Source organism: Geobacillus sp. TFV-3, assembly GCF_009901865.1.
Lineage (GTDB): Bacteria > Bacillota > Bacilli > Bacillales > Anoxybacillaceae > Geobacillus > Geobacillus thermoleovorans_A.
Map to the genome: position 1 here is coordinate 839,886 of NZ_MPSP01000001.1, position 26,414 is coordinate 866,299.

Annotated in this window: 25 protein-coding genes; 23 read left to right on the forward strand and 2 right to left on the reverse strand. The window is 54.3% G+C overall.

The window, feature by feature from the left end:
• Window positions 1–7 precede the first annotated feature (7 nt).
• Window positions 8–1,120 carry an IS200/IS605 family element RNA-guided endonuclease TnpB gene (gene tnpB / locus BJQ97_RS04225; protein ID WP_160155623.1) on the forward strand — a complete coding sequence of 371 codons (1,113 nt, stop codon included), beginning with the start codon at window positions 8–10 and terminating at the stop codon, window positions 1,118–1,120.
• A 665-nt stretch (window positions 1,121–1,785) separates the two neighbouring features.
• Here the strand turns inward: tnpB and rnhC are convergent.
• A complete protein-coding gene (gene rnhC, locus BJQ97_RS04230; protein WP_160155624.1) occupies window positions 1,786–2,721 on the reverse strand; it encodes a ribonuclease HIII in 936 nt (311 codons plus the stop codon).
• Between the two features lie 111 nt (window positions 2,722–2,832).
• Here rnhC and zapA point away from each other — a divergent pair, with 111 nt between their 5' ends.
• From zapA to uvrC, 21 genes are all read left to right on the forward strand, one after another.
• Complete coding sequence (gene zapA, locus BJQ97_RS04235; RefSeq protein ID WP_079935570.1) at window positions 2,833–3,108, forward strand: cell division protein ZapA; 276 nt, start codon at window positions 2,833–2,835, stop codon at window positions 3,106–3,108.
• Entirely contained in the window at window positions 3,101–3,640 is a 540-nt protein-coding gene (locus BJQ97_RS04240; RefSeq protein WP_066227087.1) for a CvpA family protein, read from the forward strand. The genes zapA and BJQ97_RS04240 overlap by 8 nt, the downstream gene beginning before the upstream one ends.
• 41 nt (window positions 3,641–3,681) lie before the next feature.
• A complete protein-coding gene (polX, locus tag BJQ97_RS04245) occupies window positions 3,682–5,406 on the forward strand; it encodes a DNA polymerase/3'-5' exonuclease PolX (RefSeq protein ID WP_160155625.1) in 1,725 nt (574 codons plus the stop codon).
• 20 nt (window positions 5,407–5,426) lie between these two features.
• Entirely contained in the window at window positions 5,427–7,781 is a 2,355-nt protein-coding gene (locus BJQ97_RS04250) for an endonuclease MutS2 (protein ID WP_328717962.1), read from the forward strand.
• A gap of 14 nt (window positions 7,782–7,795) precedes the next feature.
• Complete coding sequence (locus BJQ97_RS04255; RefSeq protein ID WP_044730634.1) at window positions 7,796–8,203, forward strand: DUF350 domain-containing protein; 408 nt, start codon at window positions 7,796–7,798, stop codon at window positions 8,201–8,203.
• A gap of 13 nt (window positions 8,204–8,216) precedes the next feature.
• Window positions 8,217–8,381, forward strand: coding sequence for a hypothetical protein (locus BJQ97_RS17305; protein ID WP_167346067.1), 165 nt, complete (start codon window positions 8,217–8,219; stop codon window positions 8,379–8,381).
• An 85-nt stretch (window positions 8,382–8,466) separates the two neighbouring features.
• On the forward strand, window positions 8,467–10,167 hold the full coding sequence (locus tag BJQ97_RS04260; protein WP_160155627.1) for a long-chain-fatty-acid--CoA ligase: 1,701 nt from the start codon (window positions 8,467–8,469) through the stop codon (window positions 10,165–10,167).
• Between the two features lie 59 nt (window positions 10,168–10,226).
• Entirely contained in the window at window positions 10,227–10,814 is a 588-nt protein-coding gene (locus BJQ97_RS04265) for a fatty acid metabolism transcriptional regulator FadR (protein WP_160155628.1), read from the forward strand.
• Between the two features lie 25 nt (window positions 10,815–10,839).
• Entirely contained in the window at window positions 10,840–11,613 is a 774-nt protein-coding gene (locus BJQ97_RS04270) for an enoyl-CoA hydratase (RefSeq protein ID WP_160155629.1), read from the forward strand.
• 57 nt (window positions 11,614–11,670) lie between these two features.
• Window positions 11,671–12,447: an electron transfer flavoprotein subunit beta/FixA family protein gene (locus BJQ97_RS04275; RefSeq protein ID WP_160155630.1), complete on the forward strand. Its 777-nt coding sequence runs from the start codon at window positions 11,671–11,673 to the stop codon at window positions 12,445–12,447.
• A 65-nt stretch (window positions 12,448–12,512) separates the two neighbouring features.
• Window positions 12,513–13,490 (forward strand): electron transfer flavoprotein subunit alpha/FixB family protein, encoded by a 978-nt coding sequence (locus BJQ97_RS04280; protein WP_160155631.1) that lies wholly within the window; start codon window positions 12,513–12,515, stop codon window positions 13,488–13,490.
• 151 nt (window positions 13,491–13,641) lie between these two features.
• Entirely contained in the window at window positions 13,642–13,956 is a 315-nt protein-coding gene (gene trxA, locus BJQ97_RS04285; RefSeq protein WP_160155632.1) for a thioredoxin, read from the forward strand.
• Between the two features lie 433 nt (window positions 13,957–14,389).
• Window positions 14,390–15,595: a hypothetical protein gene (locus tag BJQ97_RS04290; RefSeq protein WP_160155633.1), complete on the forward strand. Its 1,206-nt coding sequence runs from the start codon at window positions 14,390–14,392 to the stop codon at window positions 15,593–15,595.
• Window positions 15,596–15,812: 217 nt separating this feature from the next.
• Window positions 15,813–16,757 (forward strand): NAD-dependent epimerase/dehydratase family protein, encoded by a 945-nt coding sequence (locus BJQ97_RS04295; protein ID WP_160155634.1) that lies wholly within the window; start codon window positions 15,813–15,815, stop codon window positions 16,755–16,757.
• On the forward strand, window positions 16,747–17,679 hold the full coding sequence (locus BJQ97_RS04300) for a lysylphosphatidylglycerol synthase transmembrane domain-containing protein (protein ID WP_160155635.1): 933 nt from the start codon (window positions 16,747–16,749) through the stop codon (window positions 17,677–17,679). Before BJQ97_RS04295 ends, BJQ97_RS04300 begins: the two co-directional genes overlap by 11 nt.
• Window positions 17,676–19,175: an alkaline phosphatase family protein gene (locus tag BJQ97_RS04305; protein ID WP_160157536.1), complete on the forward strand. Its 1,500-nt coding sequence runs from the start codon at window positions 17,676–17,678 to the stop codon at window positions 19,173–19,175. The genes BJQ97_RS04300 and BJQ97_RS04305 overlap by 4 nt, the downstream gene beginning before the upstream one ends.
• Window positions 19,132–19,893, forward strand: a complete 762-nt coding sequence (locus BJQ97_RS04310; RefSeq protein WP_160155636.1) for a glycosyltransferase family 2 protein — start codon at window positions 19,132–19,134, stop codon at window positions 19,891–19,893. Before BJQ97_RS04305 ends, BJQ97_RS04310 begins: the two co-directional genes overlap by 44 nt.
• Window positions 19,894–19,983: 90 nt before the next feature.
• The gene (locus BJQ97_RS04315; RefSeq protein WP_201451659.1) at window positions 19,984–20,745 is read left to right on the forward strand and encodes a hypothetical protein; all 762 of its coding nucleotides are present in this window, start codon (window positions 19,984–19,986) and stop codon (window positions 20,743–20,745) included.
• A 26-nt stretch (window positions 20,746–20,771) separates the two neighbouring features.
• Window positions 20,772–21,698, forward strand: a complete 927-nt coding sequence (locus BJQ97_RS04320) for an FTR1 family iron permease (protein ID WP_160155638.1) — start codon at window positions 20,772–20,774, stop codon at window positions 21,696–21,698.
• Between the two features lie 48 nt (window positions 21,699–21,746).
• A complete protein-coding gene (locus BJQ97_RS04325) occupies window positions 21,747–23,192 on the forward strand; it encodes a nucleoporin-interacting protein (RefSeq protein WP_160155639.1) in 1,446 nt (481 codons plus the stop codon).
• A 6-nt stretch (window positions 23,193–23,198) separates the two neighbouring features.
• On the forward strand, window positions 23,199–24,971 hold the full coding sequence (uvrC, locus tag BJQ97_RS04330; RefSeq protein ID WP_160155640.1) for an excinuclease ABC subunit UvrC: 1,773 nt from the start codon (window positions 23,199–23,201) through the stop codon (window positions 24,969–24,971).
• A 48-nt stretch (window positions 24,972–25,019) separates the two neighbouring features.
• Here the strand turns inward: uvrC and BJQ97_RS04335 are convergent, their stop codons facing one another.
• Window positions 25,020–25,472: a YslB family protein gene (locus tag BJQ97_RS04335; RefSeq protein WP_160155641.1), complete on the reverse strand. Its 453-nt coding sequence runs from the start codon at window positions 25,470–25,472 to the stop codon at window positions 25,020–25,022.
• Window positions 25,473–25,716: 244 nt separating this feature from the next.
• Between BJQ97_RS04335 and BJQ97_RS04340 the strand changes: the two genes are divergently transcribed.
• Entirely contained in the window at window positions 25,717–26,325 is a 609-nt protein-coding gene (locus BJQ97_RS04340) for a succinate dehydrogenase cytochrome b558 subunit (protein ID WP_011232147.1), read from the forward strand.
• The last annotated feature ends 89 nt before the right edge of the window (window positions 26,326–26,414 follow it).

Sequence of the window (26,414 nt, forward strand, 5' to 3'; positions counted from 1 at the left end):
GAAGGTCATGCACAAAGCCTACTGCTTTCGGTTGTATCCCACCCGAACACAAGCGGAACTCATCCACCAAACGATCGGGTGCTGCCGGTTTGTGTACAATCACTTTTTGTCCGAATGGAATCAGGCGTATGAAACAACAGGGGTGGGGCTTAGCGATAACGAGTGCTCCAAGCGGTTGACTGCGTTGAAGCAAACGCTCCCGTGGCTGAAAGCGCCCGATTCGACCGCCTTGCAAAATGCATGGCAGCAGTTGGCCGAGGCGTTGGACCGATTCTTCGATGGAACGGCGAACGCTCCCCGCTTCAAAAGCAAAAAACACCCGAACCAGTCGTACACCGCCCAGTGCAACTGCCCAAAGAAAGGGCGCCCATCGATCGAAGTGGACGGCCATCGGTTGAAACTCCCGAAGCTCGGATGGGTGTCGTTTGCCAAAAGCCGTGAGGTGGAAGGCCGCATTCTCTCCGCCACCATTCGCCGAAACCGAACAGGGAAGGATTTTGTCTCCATTCTCGTGGAAACGGAGATCCCTCCATTGCCTCCAACGGACAAGCAAGTGGGCGTCGATTTGGGGTTGAAACATATGGTGGTGCTTTCCACGGGCGAGAAGATCGAACACCCTCAGTATTGGCGCCGATACGAAGAAAAGCTGGCGTACTGGCAGCGGGTGATGGCTCGCCGGAAGCCGGGCGGTTCGAACTGGCGCAAAGCCCGGTTGAAAGTCGCCAAGCTTCATGAGAAAATCGCCAACTGCCGGAACGATTTCCTGCACAAACTGTCCACCCGCCTCATCCGCGAAAACCAAGTGGTGTGCGTGGAGGACTTGCGTGTGCAGAACATGCAGAAGAATCGCAAGTTGGCCAAACGCCTTTCGGATTCCGCGTGGGGGCGCTTGCTTCGGATGCTCGAGTATAAAGCGAAATGGTACGGGCGGACGTTGGTTCGTGTCGGCCGCACGTTTCCATCGAGCCAATTGTGCTCGTGCTGCGGGCGCCGGCATGTTGAGGTGAAATCGCTCGGCATCCGCGAATGGGTGTGCCCGAACTGCGGAGCCGAACATGATCGGGACGAGAACGCCGCCCGAAATATTTTGCAGGAAGGGCTTCGTTTGCTGTCTTTGTAAGGCAGCCCAACCGTGGGACGCACGGGGATGGCTTGGCGAACAGCCTGCCGTAGGGCGGGGGTTCCCAAGAATCTCCCACCTCGAAGCGCAAGCGTAGGTGGGAGAGTGTTCAAAATAGCGTATAGTAACCTTTTTTTGTCAAGAATGAAATGTTTGGTCGGTCAGTCAAGAGTTTGTGGAGAACTCTTCTCGATTCACCACGTATGTTGTCGACCACCAGTTAGCAAACCATTTTTTGATATTGTAAGCGTTTTTGGACTTTCATCTGTCATGGTAAGGTAGTGAAGCTGCAATCAAATTCCGAAGAACTGACAATGCTTAATGGGTCGGCGTCCCGGATGACTGATGAAGATAAGGGGTATTTTGACGTACCGTACTGGGATTACAATTCATTCACGTGCTGCTGGAATGGATTCCTTTTGTACGAGCAACGGAAAAAATCGAAGGCCATCGATGGCGCGGCAGAATAGGTTGTCTAATGATCTCGGCTCACTAGGCTGCGTGGGGGACAGCATTTTGGTTGTTTGCGGATGAAAAGTCCTTTTTCTTCATACCGTAAAAAGAAACATGTGGAAAGGATGGGAAACAGTGTCGTTCCGTTACTACGGGCCGACCTTTGCGGCGGGGTCAACGTTAACGTTTCCCATGGCTGTTGACTGAAAGAATTACCGGCGCTTGGCGATATCAAGCGCCTTTTTCGTATTGGCAAAATGAAGCTTGGCGCACGTCTCGAGCATCTCTTCCCCTCGCTCGCGGATGATCCGGGCCGCGGCTTCGTCAACGATGGCGCCGGCGCCTTTCGGGAGCAAAAGGCCGACGGTGCGGGATAATCGCTCCATCTCTTCTAAAAACACATAGCGGGCGATGATCGAGGCGGCGGCGACCGCCACGTGCACGCTTTCTGCTTTCGGCAGGCAATGCACCCGCTCGCTTACGATGCGCATTTCATCAGAGAGATAGGGGAAATACGAGCCGCGTTCCAAAAATTGATCGATGATGATCGCTTCTGGTTCGATGGGCGCGATGGTGTCAACGAGCTTCACGAGCGTCCGGTTATGAAGCAGCGCCTTCATTTTCGTCTGCGGCATGCCGCTTCGTTGCCAGCGATTGTACTCGGCATTGTCGAGCACGGTGACCGCATACGGCGCCGTTTTCATGATGGCGGGGGCGATTTTGTTGATCGCCTCGTCCGTTAGTTGCTTCGAATCTTTAACGCCAAGCGCCGCGATTTTGGCGATATGCGACCGATCAACGTAGGCGGCGGCGACGACGATCGGGCCGAAATAGTCTCCGGTGCCGACTTCATCCGAACCGATCGCAGAAAGCTTCTCGAGCCTATGTTCCAATAGGGGCGAGGCGGTCTCTCTCTCCTGTCGTTTGCCTGGATCAGCCCCCCTCTTCCCCATCCATTTCTCCGCTTCCTGCTCCGCCGCTTTCCCTTGAAACAGCACTTTCCCCGAGCGGTAGGCGGTGATCACGACATCCGGGCGCTTGACGGCAAACAAAGCTCCAGCCGGAAGCCGGTCGGACAAGGCGTCTTCGTAGTGGACGCGCAAGGCGTCAAGCAGCTGTTGGTCAGCATGAATCACATAGTTTGACAACGTTCGCTCTCTCCTTTATCCTCTTTTAGATCCGTTTGTGTCGCATCTTTCCATTATACCAGCATTCATGATATGATAAACAGTAGGATTTTGCGAAATGGGGGAAATAGTTTGACTGGGCAGCCAAAAACGCGGGTGAGCGTCCGCATCTATGGTCAAGACTATACGATCGTCGGCGCGGAAAGCCCGGCCCATATCCGGCTCGTGGCCGCGTTCGTTGACGATAAAATGCATGAATTCAGTGAGAAAAATCCGATGCTCGATGTGCCGAAGCTGGCCGTTTTGACGGCCGTCAATATTGCCAGTGAGTATTTGAAGTTAAAGGAAGAATACAACAGGCTTCGTGAACAGCTGAAGAAGGAGAAGGATGGGGGACGCGATGATTGATGTCGTGCTGCTGTTTGTCCTGTTGCTGGGGGCGATGATTGGACTCAAGCGCGGCTTTATTCTCCAATTCATTCATATGGCCGGGTTTTTCATTGCCTTTTTCGTTGCTTATAAGTATTATGAGCGGCTTGTGCCGACATTGCGCCTTTGGATTCCATATCCGACGTTCGGCGATCCGGAGACGATGAAGCTGCTGTTTCAGAGCACCCATTTAGATGATGCGTATTACCGCGCCATTTCGTTTGCGCTCTTATTTTTTGTCGTCAAAATTGTGCTCCAAATCATCGGCTCGATGCTTGATTTCGTCGCCCAGCTGCCGCTGTTGCGCAGCGTCAACCGCTTGGCCGGGGCGGCGCTCGGATTTGCGGAAGTGTATTTGCTTGTCTTTTTGCTTTTGTATATCGGTGCGCTCGTGCCGATTGACAGCGTCCAAGAACAGCTGCAGCGTTCGCTCATGGCGACCGTGATTGTGAAACATACGCCGGTGTTGTCGGAGATGCTTGGCAACTGGTGGATTCATGGCCGCGTTTGACGGAGCGCGGCCGCGGTTTTTCGGGAAAGGGAGGGACGGGGATGAGCGTCCATAAAAAAGAGGTCATCCGCCTGCTTGAGACAATTGCGTTGTATATGGAGATTAAAGGGGAAAACCCGTTTAAGGTGAACGCCTTCCGCAAGGCGGCAAGCGCATTGGAAACGGATGAACGAAGCCTGACGGAAATCGGCGACTTTACCGCCATCCCTGGCATCGGCAAAAGCACAGCGGCGATCATCACGGAATTTATCAAGAGCGGCTCGTCGTCGGTGCTGAATGAGCTAAAACGCGATGTTCCAGAGACGCTGCTTGCCTTGCTCAAACTGCCGGGGCTTGGCGGCAAAAAAATCGCCAAGCTGCATCAGGAGCTTGGCATTGTCGATATGGACGGGTTGAAAGAAGCGTGCTTGGCCGGAAAAGTGCGGGCGCTTCCCGGTTTTGGCGCGAAAACGGAAGAAAAGCTGCTTGCGGCCATTGAAAAGGCGGGCAAACGCCCCGAGCGGCTGCCGCTCGCCCGGGTGCTCGCGATCGCGGCGGACATTGAACGCCAGCTCGCTTGTCTTGATGGCGTGATTCGCTTCTCGCGAGCCGGCAGCTTGCGGCGCTTAAAAGAAACGGTGAAAGATTTGGATTATGTCATCGCCACCGACCGTCCGGCCGAGGTGCGCGACGGGTTGCTCGGCTTTGAGCGCATCCGCGAGGTGCTTGCCGCTGGGGAGACGAAAGTGTCGCTTCTTTTTCAGTATGACGATGAAATCGCGGCTGATTTCCGTCTCGTCGGCGAGGATGAGTTTGCGACCGCGCTTCATCATTTCACCGGATCGAAGGAGCATAACGTGCGCATGCGCCAGCTCGCCAAAGAGCGCGGGGAGAAAATCAGCGAATACGGTGTGGAAGACGAAGCGACAGGCGAAGTGAAAACATTCCGTGATGAAGCGGCGTTTTACGCCCATTTCGGGCTGCCGTACATTCCGCCGGAGCTGCGTGAAGATGGCACGGAAGTCGATCGATATTCTTCTGATGATCCACTTGTCCATTTTGACGATATCCAAGGCGACTTGCATATGCATTCGGCATGGAGCGACGGCGCGTGTTCGCTCGAGGAGCTCGCCGAAGCGTGCCGCCGCCGCGGCTATCGGTATATCGCCATTACCGACCATTCGCAATTTTTGAAAGTCGCCAACGGCTTGACGCCTGACCGATTGCGCCGCCAGCGCGAGGAAATTGAACGGCTGAACGCGCGCTATTCGGATTTTACGATTTTGGCCGGCGTTGAGATGGATATTTTGCCGGACGGGACGCTCGATTACGACGATGACGTGCTCAAGGAGCTTGATTTTGTCATCGCCGCCATTCACTCTGCGTTCAAACAGCCGCGCGAGACGATCATGAAACGGCTTGAAGCGGCGCTTCGCCACCCGTACGTCGATGTCATCGCTCATCCGACCGGGCGGCTGATCGGCCAGCGCGACGGCTATGACGTCGACGTCGAACGGTTGATCGAGCTGGCGGCGGAGACGAACACAGTGCTTGAGTTAAACGCCAACCCAAACCGGCTCGATTTGTCGGCGGCCTACGTGAAAAAAGCCCAAGAAGCGGGGGCGTACATTGCCATCAACACGGACGCCCACCATTTGGACATGCTCGAGGATATGGCGATCGGCGCAGCGACTGCAAGAAAAGGTTGGATCCATAAGGAAACGGTCATCAACACATGGCCGCTTGAAAAGCTGCAACAGTTTTTGCGCGACAAACGAACGAAATGAATCAGCTGGGGGTTAGATACGTGCAACAAAAAGTGCTTCACACCTTGGAGTTCGATAAAGTGAAAGAGCAGTTGGCTGAGCATGCGTCCTCGGTGCTCGGTCTTGAGAAAATCGCTGCTCTCGCACCGTCGCCTCGTTTGGAGGAAGTGGCGGCGCGGCTTGAGGAGACGGATGAAGCGGCCGCCGTTTTGCGGATGCGCGGCTATGCGCCGCTTGACGGAGTGGTCGACATCCGCCCGCATTTGAAACGAGCAGCGATCGGCGGCGCGCTCAGCCCACAAGAGCTGCTTGAAGTGGCGGCGACAGCGGCGGCAAGCCGGCAGATGAAACGGTTGATTATGGATGTGCATGAAGAATACGGCGGGTTGGCGCACCTAGCCGGTTATGCCGATGAGCTCGTCGAGGTGCCGGCGCTTGAAGAGAACATTCGCCGCTCGATTGACGACCATGGCGAGGTGCTCGATGCCGCAAGCGACCGCCTTCGCTCGCTGCGCGGGCAAATTCGGACAGTGGAAGCGCGCATCCGCGAGAAGCTTGAGAGCATCATTCGCTCGCCGGCGGCGCAAAAGCGGCTGTCGGACGCCATCATTACGATCCGCAATGACCGATACGTCATCCCGGTCAAGCAAGAATACCGCAGCGCCTATGGCGGCATCGTCCACGACCAGTCGGCGTCCGGAGCGACGCTGTTTATTGAGCCGCAGGCGGTCGTCGAGTTGAACAATGCACTCCGCGAAGCGCGGGCGAAAGAAAAGCAAGAAATCGAACGCATTTTGCGCGAACTTTCGGCAAAAGTCGCCGAGCAGGCCGAGCGGCTTGCGCGGGCGGTCGAAGCGCTCGCGGCGCTCGATTTTGCCTTCGCCAAGGCGAAATACGCCCGCCGGATTCAGGCGACAAAACCAGCGGTCAACAGCTGCGGTTACCTCCGCTTTTTGCAGGCGCGCCATCCGCTGCTGGATCAAGAAAAGGCGGTGCCGAATGATATTGAATTGGGCGGCGGTTATACGACGATCGTCATCACTGGGCCGAACACCGGCGGGAAAACGGTGGCGTTGAAAACGATCGGCTTGTTGACGCTCATGGCGCAAGCGGGGTTATTCATCCCGGCGGCCGACGGATCGGAAGCGGCGGTGTTCCGTTCCGTTTTCGCCGATATCGGCGACGAGCAGTCGATTGAACAAAGCTTGAGCACGTTCTCGTCCCATATGGTCAATATCGTTGACATTTTGCGCCATGTCGATGGTGAAAGTCTTGTGCTGTTTGACGAGCTTGGGGCTGGCACCGACCCGCAGGAAGGAGCGGCGCTCGCCATCGCCATCTTGGATGAAGTGCACGGGCGCGGGGCGCGGACGGTGGCGACGACGCATTATCCGGAGTTGAAAGCGTACGGCTACAATCGCCCTGGCGTCGTGAATGCCAGCGTCGAGTTTGACACCGAAACGCTCCGCCCGACGTATAAACTGTTGATCGGCATCCCCGGCCGCAGCAACGCCTTTGATATTTCGCGCCGCCTTGGACTTGATGAACGCATCATCGAGCGGGCGAAAGCGCAAGTGAGCGCCGAAAGCCATAACGTCGAAAACATGATTGCCTCGCTTGAACGAAGCAAAAAGCAAGCGGAGGAAGAGGAAGCGCGGGCGCGCTCGGCGCTTGAGGAAGCGGAGCGGCTGCGCGCCGAGTGGGAGCGAAAGCTCGAAGCGCTCGAAGACGAAAAAGAAGAGCGGCTCGCTGAAGCGGCGAAGCGGGCGGCTGACATCATCCGCGCCGCCGAGCGCGAAGCCGAGCGGATCATTCAAGAGCTGCGCCGCTTGCAAAAAGAAAAGCAGGCGGAAGTGAAAGAACGCGAGCTCGTCGCCGCCAAGCAGCGGCTCGCTGCCGCTATGCCGAAAGTGGAGAAGCGGAAAAAGGCGAAAAAGGCTGCATCACGCCATGCGTTCCAGCCAGGCGATGAAGTGAAGGTGACGAGCCTCAACCAAAAAGGCTATTTGATCGAAAAAGTGTCGGACGACGAATGGCAAGTGCAGCTCGGCATTTTGAAAATGAAAATTCATGAGCGCGATTTGGAGTACATCGGCAGCGCGCCGGCGAAAGAAGTGACGCCGATTGCGACGGTGAAAGGAAAAGACGCCCACGTCGGCTTGGAGCTCGATTTGCGCGGAGAGCGGTACGAAGACGCCCTCATTCGGCTTGAGAAATACTTGGATGATGCCGTGCTCGCCGGCTACCCGCGCGTTTCGATCATCCACGGCAAAGGGACGGGCGCGCTCCGCCAAGGAGTGCAGCAGTTTTTAAAACAACATCGGGCGGTGAAAAGCTTCCGGTTCGGAGAGGCGAATGAAGGCGGCACCGGGGTGACGATCGTCGAACTGAAATGATGGGGGCGATGGCAATGGCGTCGTTTTGGGAGCACGACATGGTGAAAACGGCGGCCAATTTCAGCGTCGCCGTGTTGTGCATCGTTGTCTTTTTAGCGGTATTTGAGTTGGTGACGAAATACAAAAATTGGGAGGAGATTCAAAAAGGCAATGTGGCGGTGGCGATGGCGACGGGCGGGAAAATTTTCGGCATCGCCAACATTTTTCGCTATGCGCTCGCCCGACATGAGTCGCTGCCGTCGATGATCGGCTGGGGGCTGTACGGGTTTTTGCTTCTGCTTGCCGCGTACTTTATTTATGAATTTTTGACGCCCAAGTTTAATATTGATGACGAAATCGCCAATGACAACCGGGCCGTCGGCTTTATTTCCATGGTGATTTCCGTCGGCTTGTCGTTTGTCATCGGCGAAGGCATTCAGTAAAGGGGAACAACGAATGAACGCAGTAGTGAAATGGCTGTTGATCGCGGTCGGGTTGCTTTTGGTCAGCGGCATCGTCTATATGGCGGTGCGCAACCGATCGGTCGATGTGCTGGCGAAAATCTTGTTTGTCATCTGCGCGTGCTTTTTCTTTATTGGTTTGGTGTACTGGTTTTGGTAACGCTCGGGTTCAAGCCCGGCGTTCTTTTTTTTCTTGATGAAAAATTGCTAATAGTAAAATAAAATAGAAATAAGGGGGGATTTCAATGGAAAAACCATGGTTGGCTCATTATCCGCCGGAGATTCCGCATACGCTTGACTATCCAGAGAAAACGCTTTCTGACTATTTGCGGGAGACGGCGGAACAATTCGGAGACCATGAGGCGATTGACTTTCTCGGGAAGATGATGACGTTTCGACAGCTGTACGAGCAAGCATTGACGTTTGCACATTATTTGCGGACGATCGGATTGAAAAAAGGGGATCGGGTGGCGATTATGCTGCCGAACTGCCCGCAGGCGGTCATCAGCTACTACGGTACGCTCATGGCCGGCGGCATCGTCGTACAGACGAACCCGCTTTACACCGAGTATGAGCTTGAATACCAGCTGAACGACAGCGGCGCCTCGGTGCTCGTGACGATGGATATCCTGTATCCAAAGGTGGAAAAGTTGAAAGGGAGAATACCAGTCCAACATTCGATTGTCACAAGAATGCAAGATTATTTGCCTACGGTGAAGAAATGGCTGTATCCGCTTGTCCAGCGGAAGCAAAACATGCCCATCGTCCGCATCGCGGAAAACGAAACCGTTCATCTGTTCCGCACGATCATGAGCCGCAAAGAAACTGCGCCGATCGGGGTGGACATCGATCCGGTGGAAGATGTGGCGCTGCTGCAATATACAGGCGGCACGACGGGGCATCCGAAAGCGGCCATGTTGACGCATCGCAACTTGATCGCGAATACATTGATGTGCGCCCATTGGGTGTATAAATGCGAAAAAGGAAAAGAAACGGTGCTCGGCGTGCTTCCGTTTTTCCACGTGTACGGCATGACGACGGTGATGAATTTGTCCGTGATGATGGCGAGCAAAATGGTGCTGCTCCCACGGTTTGATGTGAAGCAAACGTTGAAAACGATTGAGCGCACCCGGCCGACAATGTTTCCAGGCGCGCCGACGATGTACATCGCGCTGTTGAACCATCCGGATTTGCCGAAATATGATTTGTCGTCGATCAACGTCTGCATCAGCGGCTCCGCTCCGCTGCCGGTTGAAGTGCAGGAGCAGTTTGAGCGGGCAACGGGCGGGAAATTGATTGAAGGCTATGGGTTGACCGAGGCGTCCCCTGTCACTCACAGCAACTTTCTTTGGGACGGGGAGCGGGTGAAAGGAAGCATCGGCGTTCCGTGGCCGGATACGGAAGCGAAAATCGTTTCCTTGGAAACGGGCGAGGAAGCGAAGCCGGGAGAGTTAGGGGAACTTGCCGTCCGCGGCCCGCAAGTGATGAAAGGCTACTGGAACCGGCCGGAAGAGACCGAGCAAGTGTTGCGCGACGGCTGGCTGTATACAGGAGATATCGGCTATATGGATGAACGCGGCTATTTTTACATCGTGGACCGGAAAAAAGATGTCATTATCGCCGGCGGTTACAACATTTACCCGCGCGAAGTCGAAGAAGCGCTGTACGAGCACCCGAAAGTGCAGGAAGCGGCCGTGATCGGCGTTCCGGATCCGTACCGCGGCGAGACGGTGAAAGCGTTCGTCGTGTTAAAGCCGGGGGAGGCGTGCAGCGAAAAGGAGCTTGACGCGTTTATGCGCCAGCGTTTGGCTGTTTACAAAGTGCCGCGCATCTACGAGTTTCGCAGCGAACTGCCGAAGACGGCGGTTGGCAAAATTTTGCGCCGCGTGCTGGTCGAAGAGGAGAAAAAGAAGCTTGACAAATCGGCAGAATTGCCCGTAAAATAAAAATATGAATGATGGTTCATTCATTTGACGGATGGAAAGTGAGAAAAGGAGAATCCATATTGCGGAGGGAAAAGCCGAAATTTAAGCAAATCATTGACGCTGCCGTCGTCGTCATCGCCGAGCACGGCTACCATCAAGCCCAAGTGTCGAAAATCGCCAAGCAGGCTGGTGTCGCCGACGGCACGATCTACCTTTATTTTAAAAACAAAGAGGATATTTTAATTTCGCTTTTTCAAGAAAAGATGGGGGCGTTCATCGAGAAAATTGAACAAGAGACAGAAGGAATTTCAAGCCCCCTAGAGAAATTGTATGTATTGGTGAAAACTCATTTTTCCGCCCTCGCCGCTGATCCGCATATGGCGGTCGTGACGCAGCTTGAGTTGCGCCAGTCGAACAAAGAGCTTCGCTATCGCATCAATGAGGTGCTGAAAGGATATTTGCGGCTCATCGACCGCATCATCATGGAGGGGATGGAAAAAGGGGAGTTTCGCCACGATTTAGACGTCCGGCTCACCCGCCAAATGATTTTCGGCACCTTGGATGAAACCGTGACGACGTGGGTGATGAACGAGCAAAAGTATGACTTGGCCGCCCTCGCCGATCCGGTGTACGAACTGCTCGTCAAAGGGTGCGCCGCCGGGCGTTAAGATAGGCAGAAAGGGGAGAGGCTTCATGGACTTTTTTCGTTTGGCGAAAGAGGAGTTCGTCGCCATCGTGACGTTTTCACGGCCGCCGGCGAACGCCCTTTCATCAGCGGTTTTGAAAGAGCTTTCAACTGTGTTGGACGAGCTTGAGACCGATCCGGATGTGCGCGTTGTGCTGCTTCATGGCGAGGGGCGGTTTTTCTCAGCCGGCGCCGATATTAAAGAATTCACGTCCATTGCTTCCGTCGAGGAGGCGTCTGGTTTGTCGCGCAACGGCCAACTTGTGATGGAGCGGATCGAACGCTTTTCCAAACCAGTCATTGCGGCTATTCACGGCGCCGCATTAGGCGGTGGGTTGGAGCTGGCCATGAGCTGCCACATTCGTGTGGTGGCGGAAAATGCCAAACTCGGCCTTCCGGAGCTGCAGCTTGGCATCATCCCTGGATTTGCCGGCACGCAGAGGCTCGTGCGCTACGTCGGCTTTGGCAAAGCAGCGGAAATGATGTGGTCGAGCGAGCCGATCACCGGACTCGAAGCAGTCGAGTGGGGGCTTGCCAACAAGGCGGTGCCGGAAGAGCGGCTTCTTGATGAAGCAAAAGCGTTGGCGAAAAAGATCGCCGCCAAAAGTCCGCTTTCCGTCCGTGCGACGATTGAACTGCTCAACGCCGCGAAGGAAAAATCGTTTGCCGAGGCTGTGCGCGAGGAAGCGGAATGGTTTGGCCGCGTGTTTGTATCCGAGGATGCAAAAGAAGGCGTGCAGGCGTTTTTGGAAAAACGGCCGCCCGTCTTTCAAGGGAAATAATAATCAGTAATGTCGGAATGTTGACAACTACAACAATTGTTCGAGGAGGGGAACGACGTGAACATTTTTGTCTTAATGAAACGCACCTTTGACACGGAAGAAAAAATCTCCATCGTCAATGGCAAGATTAACGAGGAAGGCGCTGAATTCATCATCAACCCGTACGACGAATACGCCATTGAAGAAGCCATTCAAGTCCGCGACAAACATGGCGGTGAAGTGACGGTCATCACCGTCGGCAGCGAAGAGGCGGAAAAAGAGCTGCGCACAGCACTCGCCATGGGCTGCGATAAAGCGGTGCTCATCAACATCGACGATGATGTCGAAGAGCAAGACCAATATACGACGGCGAAAGTGCTCGCTGAGTATTTGAAAGATAAAAACCCGGATTTGATTTTAGCCGGCAACGTCGCCATTGACGGCGGCTCTGGGCAAGTCGGCCCGCGCGTCGCGGAATTGCTTGGCATTCCATACGTGACGACGATCACGAAGCTTGATATTGCCGATGGCGGCAAAGTGACGGTCGTGCGCGACGTCGAGGGGGACGAGGAAATCATCGAAACGTCCCTGCCGCTTCTTGTCACCGCCCAGCAAGGATTGAACGAACCGCGCTATCCGTCGCTGCCGGGGATCATGAAAGCGAAAAAGAAACCGCTTGAGGAGCTGGAGCTTGACGATTTGGACCTCGAGGAAGATGATGTCGAAGCGAAAACGAAAACGATTGAAGTGTTCTTGCCACCGAAGCGCGAAGCGGGCAAAATTTTGCAGGGTGAGATCGCCGATCAAGTGAAGGAGCTCGTTCAGCTGCTCCGCTCTGAAGCGAAAGTTGTGTGAGGCGGCCACCGGCGCGCGTTGACGGACAGGAACGATGGAGAATAAACGGTAGGGGGACTGAAACTATGGCACGCAAAGTATTGACATTGGCGGAAGTACGCGACGGATCGTTGCGGAACGTTTCCTTTGAAGCCATCGCAGCGGCCAAAACGATCGCCGAAGGCGGGGAAGTCGTCTCGGTGCTCGTCGGCGACCAGGTACAGGCGCATGCGAACGAACTCCTTTACCGCGGCGCGGACCGCGTTGTTGTCATTGAACATCCGAATTTGAAATTTTATACATCAGATGGCTATACGCAAGCATTAAAAGCCGTGATTGACAAAGAACAGCCGGAAGGCATCGTCTTCGGCCATACGGCGCTCGGCAAAGACTTGTCGCCGAAATTGGCCATCAAGCTCGACGCCGGCCTCGTTTCCGACGTCATCGCGGTCGAGGAGGCAGGAGGCAACATCGTCTTTACGCGGCCGATCTACTCGGGCAAAGCGTTTGAAAAGAAAATTGTCACCGATGGCATCATATTTGCGACCGTGCGTCCGAACAACATCGCGCCGCTTGAGCGCGACGAATCGCGCACAGGCAGCGTCGAAGCGCTCGCCGTCGAGATTAAAGACTTGCGCGCGATTGTCAAAGAAGTCGTCCGCAAAACGGCGGAAGGCGTCGACTTGACCGAGGCGAAAGTGATCGTCGCCGGCGGCCGCGGCGTCAAAAGCGCCGAAGGCTTCAAGCCGCTCCAAGAGCTCGCTGAAGTGCTGGGCGGTGCGGTCGGCGCTTCGCGCGGGGCGTGCGATGCCGGCTATTGCGACTACTCGCTGCAAATCGGGCAAACCGGAAAAGTCGTCACGCCGGACCTTTACATCGCCTGCGGCATCTCGGGCGCCATTCAGCACTTGGCTGGCATGTCGAACTCGAAAGTCATCGTCGCCATTAACAAAGACCCGGAAGCGAATATCTTTAAAGTCGCGGACTACGGCATTGTCGGCGATTTGTTCGAAGTCGTTCCGCTCCTCACCGAAGAGTTCAAAAAACTGAAAGTGCATTCGTAATAAACAATACGGACGGCTTGAGCCGCCCGTTTTTTGACGGATAAATTCCGCAGCAAAAGCGAATAGTAGAAACGAAGCAAAACATTCGCGCCGACATGCATTCCATGGTATACTTTGCTTGCAGCATTCAAGAAGATGGGAGGGAATCCATATGGCGATTGTCAATGCCACTGACCAAACGTTCGCCGCGGAAACGAAAGATGGCCTCACGCTCGTTGACTTCTGGGCGCCATGGTGCGGACCGTGCCGCATGATCGCTCCGGTGCTTGAAGAGCTTGACCGCGAAATGGGCGACAAAGTGAAAATCGTCAAAGTGAATGTCGATGAAAATCAGGAAACAGCGTCGAAGTTCGGCGTCATGAGCATCCCAACGCTGCTCCTGTTCAAAGATGGCCAACTTGTCGACAAAGCGGTCGGCTATCAGCCGAAAGAGGCGCTTGTTGAGTTTGTGAGCAAACATGCATAATATCGAGGACGAAAAAAATCCAGAGGGATGGGCCTCTGGATTTTTTTATGTAAGGTATGGCCAGCCAGGAAAAGAGGATTTTCAGCAAGAGCCCTCACTTTTTGAGCTGTTTTCGATGACGTGAAATCGTTGGTACACAAGGGCTGGGAGAGAAGAGGAAAAATTTTTTACCCCAGTAATATCCTATAAAATCAAGGGGAAATCGGCGGATTTTTGGGTCAAAACGAACATTCGCCCCAAACCTTCAATCCCTTGGCACACTAAGGATTCTACGGATTAACATGCTTTTTTAGTGGGTGAAAAAGCCACATAAAATCAACATCGCAAAAAGCTTTTTTTCACTATATATTGACACTGAAATTCATTTTCTTTTATAATCACATTGTGTTGATATTGATTATCATTTTTTTGTGTGTGAACGGGGGGATACAGAATGTCATTGAAATGGAAGTGGTTCGCTGTGTTCGCCGCAGCAGCGTTGGCGCTTGGCGCGTGCGGCCAGAGCAAACAGACGGCGGGAACAGAAAAAGAAAGCAGCAACCAAGCGGCTGTAGAGAAGAAAGAAGAGCCAAAAACGGAAGAGAATTCAAAAGAGGAAAGAGAAGAAGCGGAAGTCGATTATGCGGGAGCGTTCAGCGAAGCGTTGGCGGAGCTTGAGAAAGCCAAGCAAGGCGAGGCGGTTGACTTCGGCAAAGTGGAGAGCATCTACAAAGAAAAGCTGCAGCCGCTTGTGCAAAAACGTGACGCGGAATTTGAAGATACGCTTGACCAACATATTACCAACGCACTGGCGGCTGGCAAAGACGGGTCGCTTGAGCCGTTGGTCGTCAAACAAATTTTTGACAAGCTGATGCAAAAAGTGTTTTACACGACGATCAAGCATGAGTTTACCGAAGCAGAAGAGCATTGGGCCAATAAGGAAGAAGTAAAGGAAGAGCTTGAGGAAGCCAAAACATTTTACGCGATTTTGCAGTCGACCGTGGAAAAGCGCGATGCGGCTTACGGAACGAAGTTGGTGGACGCGATCAACGGGGCGTTTGTCCAAATGGAGCAAGCGGTCCAAAACGATGATGCGCTCTCTTTTGCCCTCGGCAAGCAAGTGGTTGATAAAACATTGATGAAAACGTTCTATTTAGCGAGCGGGGCGCTGCCGCACGGCTATGCGGCGAAGGCGGCGGCCGCGGCCAAAGAAAACGCCGAAGAAGCCAAAGTGGAGCAGGCGGAAGGCTGGGCGTTTTATCAATCCGTTTATCCGTATATGAAACGGCATGCCGCTGAAGAAGCGGACTACATTTTGAAACAGTTTGACTTGCAGACCGATGTCAAAACGCTCGATCCGAAAGCGGTGAATCATGCGTTCGTGCGCGGATGGGCGAAAGTGGCGCTTCATGAATATGAAGAAAGCAAAGAAAATTGGGGGCAAGACAAATCGGTGATCACCGCCTTAGAAGGCGCGCTCTTTATTAACATGATCGAAAATGATATCAAAACATTGCTCGGCGACAAGGCGTATGACACGTTGAACGATCAAGCGGCGCGCTACTTGGAGGCGGCAAAGGCGAAAAACAAAGCCGAGGCGGACAAATGGCTGCCGCAAATTGAAGCCGCCCTGCAACAAGTGATCGAAAAAGCGAAATAACGCAGCAAACAAGGGCGTCCACAGGACGCCCTTGTCTGACGAATGAGGCAGCGGATTTGATGTCGGCAGAGTGCGCGATGGCGGTCAGGCAGCTTGTGCGTTTTTACGTCAGCCATCTGTCCGGAAACGTTTGGTTTTTGCCTTCGCACCGCGACTTTTTCCGATCGGCTGTGGTAAGATGCTGATGGAGAGTCTATTTTGCAATGGGGTGAAGCCGTTGAAAATCGTTGTCACTGGAGGAGCTGGATTTATTGGCAGCCATCTAACCGCTCGGTTAAGCGGGCTCGGATATGACGTGGCTGCCGTGGATTGTTTTCATCCATATTATTCTGCTGAACGGAAGGAGCGGCAGTTCGAGGCGCTCACCGGCGGTTGGGTGCCGCTTGTCCGCTTGGATTTGCTTGATGGGGAGCGAACGAAAAAGTGGATGGCCGAGTTTCGCCCCGATGTCGTCTACCATTTGGCGGCGCTCCCGGGCGTGCCGTATTCCCTCGAGGAGCCGCTCGCGTATATCGACTATGACATCAAAGCGACGGTCAATGTGTTGGCGGCGGCAGGGGAAGCGGGGGCGGCGCATGTGCTGTTTGCCTCATCGTCATCGGTGTACGGCGACCGCGGCAACGTTCCGCTTCGGGAAGAGATGGCTGATGGCCGCGTCGTGTCGCCGTATGCGGCCGCCAAATATGGAGCGGAGTCGTTTTGTCATGCCTATGCTCATTTATATGGTTATCAAATGACGATTTTTCGCTATTTCACCGTTTATGGCCCGTGGGGTCGTCCGGATATGGCGATCGGTGCGTTTTTGCGCCGATTGCTGGCGGGTGAAGAGATTGTCGTGTATGGCAACGGGACGGCGCGTGATTATACGTACATCGATGATATTGTGGACGGCATGATCGCAGCGCTTCACCGCGGCGACGGGCGAAGCGAAGTGTTCAACTTGGGCGCTGGGGCGCCTGTCACTATGGAGCAGCTGCTCGCTGAGTTGCGAAAGCATTTTCCGGACATGAAGGTGGTGCGCGCGCCGGAGCGGAAAGGTGATGTGAAAGCGACATGGGCGGACATCACGAAGGCGGAGCGGGTGTTTGGCTACAAGCCAAAGGTGGCGTTTGACGAAGGGCTCGCCCGCACGGTGGCGTGGGCGCGCGAACATGAGCGGTAAACCGACGGCTAAAGCGGCGTTGCGAGCAGCTGGGCTCGCGCTTCTTTTCTTTTCCGCTTGGCTGACATACCGCTGCTTTGACGGCCGACAGATGCTCCATCATCTAGCCAAGCTAGTCAACCGCCCGATCGAGATGGCTGATGCCGCTTTCGTATATGGATTGTCGTTTTGGCTGCGGGCGTGGGCGTGGAAGCGATATGTCGGAAAGCCAATCGCCTTCTCTGTTTATTGGCGTGCGGTGCTGCTTAGTTTGTTTGTCAACCATCTTGCCCCGGTGAAAATCGGTGATGCTGTGCGTATAGCCTTGCTTGCCCGCCAGCCCGGCGTTTCAGCCGGCGAGGCCATTGAATCAGTGGCGGTGATGCGGCTCCTTGATATGGCGGTGCTGGGCGGATTGACTGTCATGGGGGCGTATGCGTATATGCATCACATTCCCCGCATTCCACTCTTGGCAGGGGCCATCGCCGTGGGGTTCGTGTTGATCGCGGTCTTGTTTCGCCGCCCGCTCCGCATCGATCGGTTATGGCGGAGATGGCGGAGCGTATTTCACGGCTGGCGCGGCGCGGCGATGGCCGGAGCGGTGGCGGCGAGCTGGCTGTGCGAGGCGGCAGTCATTGGCGTGATCGCCAAAGAGGTTGGTATACCGCTTTCTTTTGGACAGGCGGTGTGGGCAAACAGCGCGACCGTTTCCGGACAAATTGCCCAAATTGCTCCCGGTGGACTCGGAACGTATGAGGCGGTGATGGCGTTTGCCTTAACTACGGTTGGTGCACCATGGGATGTGGCGTATATGGCCGCGGTTTTGACACATGCGTTTAAATTTCTGTTTTCTTACGCCGCCGGAGCCGCGGTATTGTCGTTTTCGCGGTCCGACTGGCAGGCGGTGCGGGGCGTATGGAAAAAGGAAAGGGAGAGGCGATGAAAGAAGCATCTCGATTCGAAAAAATCGCGGCGCGCTGCTGGAATTTGCTGAATGAAGGAAAGCCGTTCACGCCGATTTTTGTCGTCGGAACGATGGTCATCTACCGTGCCGCCGATCTTATAGGCGGCCATGCATGGGAGTGGCTGCTCGGCATGGCGGCGGCGCTGCCGCTGTTTGTTGTCTATTATGTGTACGACTATCCACTGTTTTTGCGCAATTATTTATGGATCCCGTATGTCGTGTTTCTCATCGTTTGGTCGTTCGCTGATGTGTCGTTGTTGTTGTTGGCGTCGGGGCTTTACTTTTTCTTTACCGTCTTTTTTTGGGGAACGCTTTATTACCATTTGCGCATCGGCACGTCATGGTGGAATTTCACCCGCTTTTGGAAGCTGGTGCTGAAAAACAGCGATTCAACAAGCGGCAACGCCCAAGAACAGCTGCCGAAAGTCTTTCTCCTTTTGTCTGTTTGGGAATATGCGTCGATCCAAGTGGAGCGAGGGGCGGATTTGGGGCCGCTGTACGGCGCGCTTTGGCTGTTTGCCGCTGGAGTGTGGCTGTTTTCCTGGATTTTGCACCGGAATTTGTTCGATTGGCAGCCGGAGATCATTCCGACTTACACGAACAATGTGCCGAGCCCAGATGCGCCGATCAGTGACAAAGTGTATGTCATCGTGATTGATGGGATGCGCAAAGACCGGTTTGAAGCGGCCAACGCCCCGTTTTTGAAACGGCTGCGCGCTCAAGGGACGGAATTTGCGCAAATGGAGACGGTCTATCCGGCGCGCACGGTCGTTTGCTTTACATCGATGTTGACGGGCACGTATCCGTTTGAGCACGGCATTCGCTCGAATATGGTATGGAAGCTCGGAGCAAAAGTAGAAACGATCTTCGACTCGCTCCGCAAAGCAGGGAAAACAGGACGCTTGCTTGGCATCGCTCATTTGGTCGATTCGTTCGGCGACGATGTCGAAACAGTGACGGCCGTCATGCCCAACGATCTTGCTGACCGTTATATTATGGAGCGGGCGAAACGCATTGTGGAAGAGCAACGTCCAGACTTGCTTGTCGTGCAATTGATCGCCACCGACCAGACCGGCCATAGCCGCGGGGTGCTGTATGACGAGTATATCGAAAAAATTGAAGAAGCCGACGCGTTGATCGCGGAGTTTGTCGGCTGGCTTGAGGAACGGGGCGAGCTCGAGCGCGCGACATTGATCGTCTGCGCTGACCATGGCCAAGCGGATGGCATCGGCGGCCACGGCCACCTCGATGAAGGGGAGCGGTATGTGCCGTTTTTTCTATACGGCCCGGCGATTGAAGCGGGAAAACGAGTCGATGAGAAAAAAAGCCTCGTCTCGCTGGCGCCGACGATCGCCTATTTGCTTGGTGCGCCGTATCCAAGCCATAGCCGCGGTCCGGTTTTGATCGAGGCGATGCGAAAGGAGGAGAGCGATGAAGAAACAGCGCGTCATCGTCTTTTTGCCGGCGTACAATGAAGAAGAAGCGATCGGGGAAGTGATTCGCCGCATTCCCCGCCATTTTCATCCCGCTGTCGAGGTGAGCGTCTTGGTCATTGATGATGGATCGACCGATCGGACTGCTGAAGCGGCGCAAGAAGCGGGGGCCGATTACATTTGCCGCTGGCCGGAAAATCGCGGCCTCGGGGCGGCGGTGCGGCAAGGGCTTGAAGAGTGTGTCCGTCTTGGCGCAGATATCGGCGTGATGATCGATGCCGACAACGAATATCCGCCGGAACAAATTCCTGATCTTTTAGCCCCGATTTTCACCGGCGAAGCGGACTATACGATCGGTTCGCGCTTTCTTGGCACGATTCGCGGCATGAAATGGCACCGCCGCCTCGGGAATTATTTGTTCACGTGGCTGCAGTCGCTTCTTCTCGGCCAGCGGTTGTATGACGGGCAGTCGGGGATGCGCGCGTTTTCCCGCCGCGCGATGGAAGAGGCGGAAATCATCCACGATTACAATTACGCCCAAGTGCTGACGCTCAATTTAGTGCGCAAAGGGTTTCGCTTGAAAGAAGTGCCGATCCGCTATCAAGTGCGGACGACCGGTCGCTCGTTCATCAAGTTCACCGCCTATATAACCGCGGTCATCCCAGCCATCTGGAAGGAAATGCGCCGTCCGGTCAAAAAAGCTGTCATTGACCGAGAAGCGCATGTGCTTTCTTTGGAGCGGGAGCGCCATTGTTCGTGAGGCGGCCGCGTCTGGCCGCCGGCCGTTTTTTCTATATTGACAACGATGGTGATAATGATTATCATTGATCTTGATAGGAGGAGCAGAAACGTGAAAACATCCCGTTTCTTTTTTTACATAGCAGTGATCATTATTCTCAATCTCGTTCCGTTGAAAGCGTTCGCCTACTCGTACGGAAACCCGAATGAAGAGGCGGTTGCTGAAGCGTACAAACAGATGAAAGAAAAGCTGAATGAACAGCCGCCGAATTTTGACTCTGCCAAGCAAATTTTTGAAACGGTCAAAAAAGAAATCGACATGCATATGGGGCCGGAGCCGTCCAAGGCGGTGCTTGCGGCCATCGAAGCCAAGGACCGCCAGGCGGTGATCAAGGACATGGAAAAAATTTTAGTGCTCAATATCGCCCGCCGTTTGGACAATATTGAGACAAACTTTGACCAGTACGATACGAGCAAGCGGCTGTTGGCCAAGGCGTTTGCGACGTATGAAGCGCTGTCCCCGGTCATCCAAGGGAAAGACCCTGCGCTTGACAAAAAGCTGCGCACCGAGTTTGACAAGGCGCTTCAGTCGCTTGGCAACCCGGGGCTGTTCGGCGTCGGTGAGAAAAAATCGGATATCAACGTGTTTAAGAAAAGCAAAGAGACGATTTTAACAACCCTGCAAAAACAATTTGGCCTCAAAAGCCTAAAAGTCGGCCACTTTTCGGAAAGCGCCGCAGAAAAGCTGGATGCGGTGCAAAAAAAAGAATGGACCGATTTGTCCGAAGCAAAAAACTGGATTCCGCTCATCGTCATCGCTGTTGTGATCATCGGTGCCGTCTTGATTTACGTACGTCGCCGGAAGCGTGCTTAGTCTAAACTTAATGAGGAGGCGGGGGCATGGAAGTTCAAGCGCTGCTCATCACGTTTCGCGAAGCGCTCGAGGCATTGCTCATTGTCGGGATTATTACGTCGTATTTGAAACGGGTGAACCATCGTGAATATACGAAATATGTGTGGCTCGGCGCCGCCTTGGCGGTGGCGGCGAGCGTCGGCGTTGCCATGTTGTTTCAACTTGTGTTCACCGGTTTCGCTGCGATGGGAAGTGAAATCTACTTAAAAATCGGCATTATGGTCGTCTCGACGCTTTTGTTGACGCAAATGGTGTTTTGGATGGCCGAGCATAGCCGGGACATGAAAAAAAACGTCGAAGGGAAAATGGACCAGTTCATTACCGCCGGTAATGTCGCCGGCATGGTCATCCACTCGTTTTTAGTCGTGCTGCGCGAGGGAGTGGAAACGGTCTTCTTCTTCGCTGCGATTACGCATGGCAACATCGGCGCGGCGATGCAAGGCTGGGGGGCGGCGACAGGAATCGCCATTGCCGCTTTGGTCAGCTACTTCTTCTTTAAAGGAACGATGCGCATCCCGCTGAAAACGTTCTTTAAAGTGACCGGCGCTTTTATCGTCTTGATCGCTGCCGGCCTGCTCGTGCAAGCCATTTCCATGATGCAGGACATTGGCCTCATCGGCAGCGTCATGCCGCACGTATATGACTTGACATGGCTGCTTCCGGAACATCCAATCGATTATGAGCATTATGTGCGCGATCATGGCGTCGCCCCCGTCTTTTCCGGCGAAGTCGGCGTCTTTTTAAAAGCGCTGTTTGGCTATTCATCGATGCCGTCGCTTGAAGAAGTGATCGCTTATATCGGCTACTTCGCCGTCGTATATTTGTTGGTGGCAAGCCGCCGCGGTCAAAAGAACGTTGCGGTTGAGAAAACGCCGGCCGCCGCGTTGGATGAACACAAAAAACGCGTCATGTAAACGTACAAGGCTGCAGCGCCTTGTACGTTTTCTTTGGAGGGGGACACGGTGAACAAACGGTTTGGCGACCGCTTTTGGATTGGCTTTGGTGTCGGAACGGCCGCTTTGTTGGTTGTCGCCGGTTTGTATGGGGCGAGCCCGTATGCGGCCACATGGGATGAAGTCGATTTTGTCTTGGCGCTTGAGCGCTATGACGTTCTGGCGATGCAGCCGCATTTCCCGGGCTATCCGTATTTCATTTTGGGCGGCATGGCCGTTCACGCCTTGGTCGCCAATCCGGCCAAAGCGCTTTCGATCTTGAATGTGCTCGTGCTGTTTTCCGCCGCCTTTCCCATCGTTTGGCTGTTTGCTCGGCATATGCCGCGCTCGGCGGCGCTATGGGCGGCGCTTTCGGTGCTTTCTTCAAGCTACGTGCTCCTTGCCGCCGCCCGGCCGATGTCCGACGGCGCGGCGCTTGGCGTGCTTTGGTGGTACGTATGGGCGGTGGAATGGGCGCGGCGGCGAACAACATGGATGGCGCAACTTTGGCCGGCCGCGTTGTTTAGCATCCTCATGGGCATCCGTTTGTCTTATGCCCCGTTTGCCGCGGCGCTGTTGGTCCTTTGGCATGAAGACTGGAAAACGCACCGCCGCCTCGGCCGCGTGGCGGCATCGCTGTTGGCGGCGGCCGCCTTTCAATTTATTTGGGTGGCGGCCGTCGCGGCGACGGAAGGCGGCCTTTGGCCGTTTATGAAGCTCGGCTGGGCGTTTGTCGTCGGCCATTTCAGCGACTGGGGCGGAACGGCGGCAACAAGCACGCTCCCATTTTTCGAACGGGTGCGCCGCTTTTTCGTTGACAACTTTCTTTGGACCGGCGTGGCCAGCCAAAACGTTTGGCTGCTGTCCGCCTATGCGGCAGTCGGCGCCATCGCTTGGCGCGCGGGGCGGTTGGGGCTTCCGCGTCCGCTTGTCGTTTCCGCGTTGCTGTACGCTTTGTGGGCGCTGTTTGGACAAAACATTGATAAGCCGCGCCATCTCCTCCCGCTCGTTCATATCGCGCTCGTTTACGTGTGGGGGCGGCTGTTGGCCGCGCCCCGGACATGGCGGTTTGTTCTTGCCGCGGCGGTGGTGATGCTGCAGTCGGCGGTCGGCGTCGGGCAGCTGCGCGAGCAAGCGGAGACGCCGCCTTCGGTGTATCAGCTTGCGGACGATTTGCGTGACAAACGGCCGCCGTTTGTGGTATATACGTGGGAAGAGACGCGCGTCCTGGACTATTTGAACGTGCCTTTTCCACATAAAGACGTGCTCCATTTTTCCTTCTTTTTGCAAGACAAAGAAAACTACCGCCATGCTGCCATTTATTTGACCGACCATGTCGTTGATGGATTTCGCGCCCAAGGGGTCGATGTTTCTAGCCATTTGCGCAAAGTGAAAACGTATCGTTCCAGTTTGCTTGCCGATCCAGTGTATGGGACGATTACGCTGTACGAATGGGTTGATGGAGCAGTGAGGTGATGGTCAATGAACGAGCGGCTGAAAGAAAAGCTGGCCGTGCTGCCGGAACAGCCGGGCTGCTATTTGATGAAGGACAAATACGGAACGGTCATTTACGTCGGCAAAGCGAAGTCGCTGAAAGCGCGCGTCCGCTCGTATTTCACCGGGACGCATGACGGCAAGACGCAGCGGCTTGTTGAGGAGATCGCTGATTTCGAATACATCGTCACCTCGTCAAACGCCGAAGCGCTCATTTTGGAGATGAATTTGATCAAAAAGCATGATCCGAAATACAATGTCATGCTGAAAGATGACAAAAGCTACCCGTTTATTAAAATCACCGCGGAAAAGCATCCGCGCCTGCTGATCACCCGCAAAGTGAAAAAAGACGGCGGCAAATATTTCGGACCGTATCCAAACGTGCAGGCGGCGAACGAAACGAAAAAGCTGCTTGACCGCTTATATCCGCTCCGCAAATGCTCGACGCTGCCTTCGCGCGCCTGTTTGTATTACCATATGGGTCAATGCCTCGCCCCGTGCGTCCAACCGGTGTCGGACGAACAAAATAAGGCGATGGTTGAACAAATTGTTCGCTTTTTAAACGGCGGGTATGAAGACGTCAAGCAGGAGCTGGCCGAGAAAATGCATGAAGCGGCGGAAGCGCTCGAATTTGAGCGGGCGAAAGAATACCGCGATCAAATTGCGGCAATTGAAATGACGATGGAAAAGCAAAAAATGATGCTCAACGACTTCATCGACCGCGATGTGTTCGGCTACGCGTACGACAAAGGTTGGATGTGCGTGCAAGTGTTTTTCCTCCGCCAAGGAAAGCTGATCGAGCGCGACGTATCGATCTTCCCGCTTTATCAAGACCCGGATGAGGAAATGCTTACGTTTTTGGGTCAGTTTTATGCAAAAGCGCATCATTTGAAGCCAAAAGAAGTCGTCCTCCCGTCCGACATTGACGGCGAGCTTGCCCGTGAATTGCTCGGCGTTGCCGTCGTCCAGCCGAAAAAAGGGAAGAAAAAAGAGCTTGTTGAGCTGGCGAGCAAAAACGCGGCCATTGCTCTGAAAGAAAAATTTTATTTCATCGAGCGGGACGAAGAACGGACGATCAAGGCGGTCGAACGGCTCGGGGAGCGTCTCGGCATTCCGGCGCCGCGCCGCATCGAGGCGTTCGATAACTCCAACATATACGGAGCCGATCCGGTCTCGGCGCTCGTCGTTTTCCTCGATGGCAAGCCGGCGAAAAAAGAGTATCGGAAATACAAGGTCAAAACGGTGGCGGGGCCGAACGATTATGAAACGATGCGCGAAGTCGTGCGCCGCCGCTATACGCGCGTGTTGAAAGAAGGATTGCCGCTTCCTGATTTGATCATCATCGACGGCGGCAAGGGGCATTTATCGGCCGTGCGGGATGTGCTCGAAAACGAACTTGGACTGGATGTGCCGCTGGCTGGATTGGCGAAAGACGAAAAACATCGCACATCAGAGCTTTTGGCCGGCGACCCACCGGATGTCGTGCCGCTTGACCGGCAAAGCCAAGAGTTTTATTTATTGCAGCGCATCCAGGATGAAGTGCATCGGTTTGCCGTCGCATTCCATCGCCAGACGCGGCAGAAAACGATGTTCCATTCCGTGCTTGATGACATCCCCGGCGTCGGGGAAAAGCGGAAAAAAGCACTCTTGAATTATTTCGGCTCGGTGAAAAAGATGAAAGAGGCGACGGTGGAAGAGTTGCAGCGGGCGAACATCCCGCGGGCGGTGGCGGAGAAAATCTATGAAAAACTGCATGAATAATGGCTGAACGGGCGTCCGTTTTGCGAGCGGACGCCCGTTGCCTGCATTTCATTCGATCGCCTGCTTCCGATCCCATTTCACTAAAATGCGCGCTTTGCCGTCCCGCTTTGACGGCAGTTCGACCGCTTCAGTGACGAACCGCTTTTGTTGTTCGATTTGCTGAGCGAGAAATCCAGCCTCAAGCTGGAACGAGCAGCTGCCGTACAAGGAAAAGCGGGCGGCGATGATGGGGCCGGACAGCTCGATATATAGTTCGTCGTTTCGCTCTTCGCCAGTTGACAGCTCCCCCCAGCCCGCCCGTTCAAAAAACAGGGCGACGTCATCGAGCGTTTCGAGCGGGTAACGCCGCGCCAGCTGTTTGCCGGCCCAGTACAGCAGCGAAGCGGCATCTTTGCCAAGCAGCTCGGGAAGAAGCGAATGGCGAAGCAGCTCAGCCCCGAATGCGGAAAGCGCAATTGACCCAAACATTTGATATTGGTCCTCTAATGGTGGCTGTTTCATCGTTTTCCCCTCTTTCTATCCATTTCCCCATTATAGCTGAATTGCTGCCGGAGTGCATCCTCTTTCCTAAGGTGGCGCAACTATGAGAATGTTTGAACATTTTGTGGCAGTGTTTTCTTGACGCTTGTACAATGTGGGAGTACAATGAATGTGACAAAGCGAATAAGGGAATGGAAGGCATTTCCGTTTCCGCATGGCGAGCGAGAGGGATATATTTTTTATTCAATTGAAGGGGGTTTACATAATGGCAGGGAATCGCGAGTTTTACTATCGCCGGCTCCATTCGCTGCTGGGGGTTGTTCCCGTCGGCATCTTTTTAGTGCAGCACTTGGTCGTCAATCATTTTGCGACCCGTGGGCCGGAAGCGTTTAACCGGGCGGCGGCGTTTATGGAAAACTTGCCGTTCCGCTATTTTCTTGAAATTTTTGTTATTTTTCTTCCATTGTTGTTCCACGCTGTATACGGCATTTATATCGCGTTTACAGCCAAATTCAACACTCGCCAGTACGGCTATTTCCGCAACTGGATGTTCATGCTTCAGCGGATCACCGGCATCATTACATTGATTTTTGTCGTCTGGCATGTGTATGAAACGCGGGTGCAAGCCGCATTCGGCGCCGAAGTGAACTACGATATGATGGCGAACATTGTCGACAATCCGTTTATGCTCGGATTTTATATTGTTGGAATCTTGTCCACGGTCTTTCACTTCGCCAACGGCTTATGGTCGTTCTGCGTCAGCTGGGGGTTGACAGTGTCTCCTCGTTCGCAGCAAGTGTTTACGTACATTACGATGATCATTTTCATCGCGCTTTCCATTGTCGGCATTCGCGCCATTTTGGCGTTTGCGTAAGACAAGCGTTCCATTCCTAGGGAATGATTGGACGATGAACCGCTGCGTTGGCTCGTGACAGATCGCGCCTTAGCCGTTCGCCGAACGAT

Coding starts and splice junctions, on each gene's coding strand:
- BJQ97_RS04340 (WP_011232147.1), top strand. CDS start 25,717: ATGGCAGGGAATCGCGAGTTTTACTATCGCCGGCTCCATTCGCTGCTG.
- BJQ97_RS04290 (WP_160155633.1), top strand. CDS start 14,390: ATGTCATTGAAATGGAAGTGGTTCGCTGTGTTCGCCGCAGCAGCGTTG.
- BJQ97_RS04335 (WP_160155641.1), bottom strand. CDS start 25,472: ATGAAACAGCCACCATTAGAGGACCAATATCAAATGTTTGGGTCAATT.
- BJQ97_RS04240 (WP_066227087.1), top strand. CDS start 3,101: ATGATTGATGTCGTGCTGCTGTTTGTCCTGTTGCTGGGGGCGATGATT.
- BJQ97_RS04280 (WP_160155631.1), top strand. CDS start 12,513: ATGGCACGCAAAGTATTGACATTGGCGGAAGTACGCGACGGATCGTTG.
- BJQ97_RS17305 (WP_167346067.1), top strand. CDS start 8,217: ATGAACGCAGTAGTGAAATGGCTGTTGATCGCGGTCGGGTTGCTTTTG.
- tnpB (WP_160155623.1), top strand. CDS start 8: ATGCACAAAGCCTACTGCTTTCGGTTGTATCCCACCCGAACACAAGCG.
- BJQ97_RS04270 (WP_160155629.1), top strand. CDS start 10,840: ATGGACTTTTTTCGTTTGGCGAAAGAGGAGTTCGTCGCCATCGTGACG.
- uvrC (WP_160155640.1), top strand. CDS start 23,199: ATGAACGAGCGGCTGAAAGAAAAGCTGGCCGTGCTGCCGGAACAGCCG.
- BJQ97_RS04255 (WP_044730634.1), top strand. CDS start 7,796: ATGGCGTCGTTTTGGGAGCACGACATGGTGAAAACGGCGGCCAATTTC.
- BJQ97_RS04320 (WP_160155638.1), top strand. CDS start 20,772: ATGGAAGTTCAAGCGCTGCTCATCACGTTTCGCGAAGCGCTCGAGGCA.
- BJQ97_RS04310 (WP_160155636.1), top strand. CDS start 19,132: ATGAAGAAACAGCGCGTCATCGTCTTTTTGCCGGCGTACAATGAAGAA.
- polX (WP_160155625.1), top strand. CDS start 3,682: ATGAGCGTCCATAAAAAAGAGGTCATCCGCCTGCTTGAGACAATTGCG.
- BJQ97_RS04300 (WP_160155635.1), top strand. CDS start 16,747: ATGAGCGGTAAACCGACGGCTAAAGCGGCGTTGCGAGCAGCTGGGCTC.
- BJQ97_RS04305 (WP_160157536.1), top strand. CDS start 17,676: ATGAAAGAAGCATCTCGATTCGAAAAAATCGCGGCGCGCTGCTGGAAT.
- BJQ97_RS04260 (WP_160155627.1), top strand. CDS start 8,467: ATGGAAAAACCATGGTTGGCTCATTATCCGCCGGAGATTCCGCATACG.
- trxA (WP_160155632.1), top strand. CDS start 13,642: ATGGCGATTGTCAATGCCACTGACCAAACGTTCGCCGCGGAAACGAAA.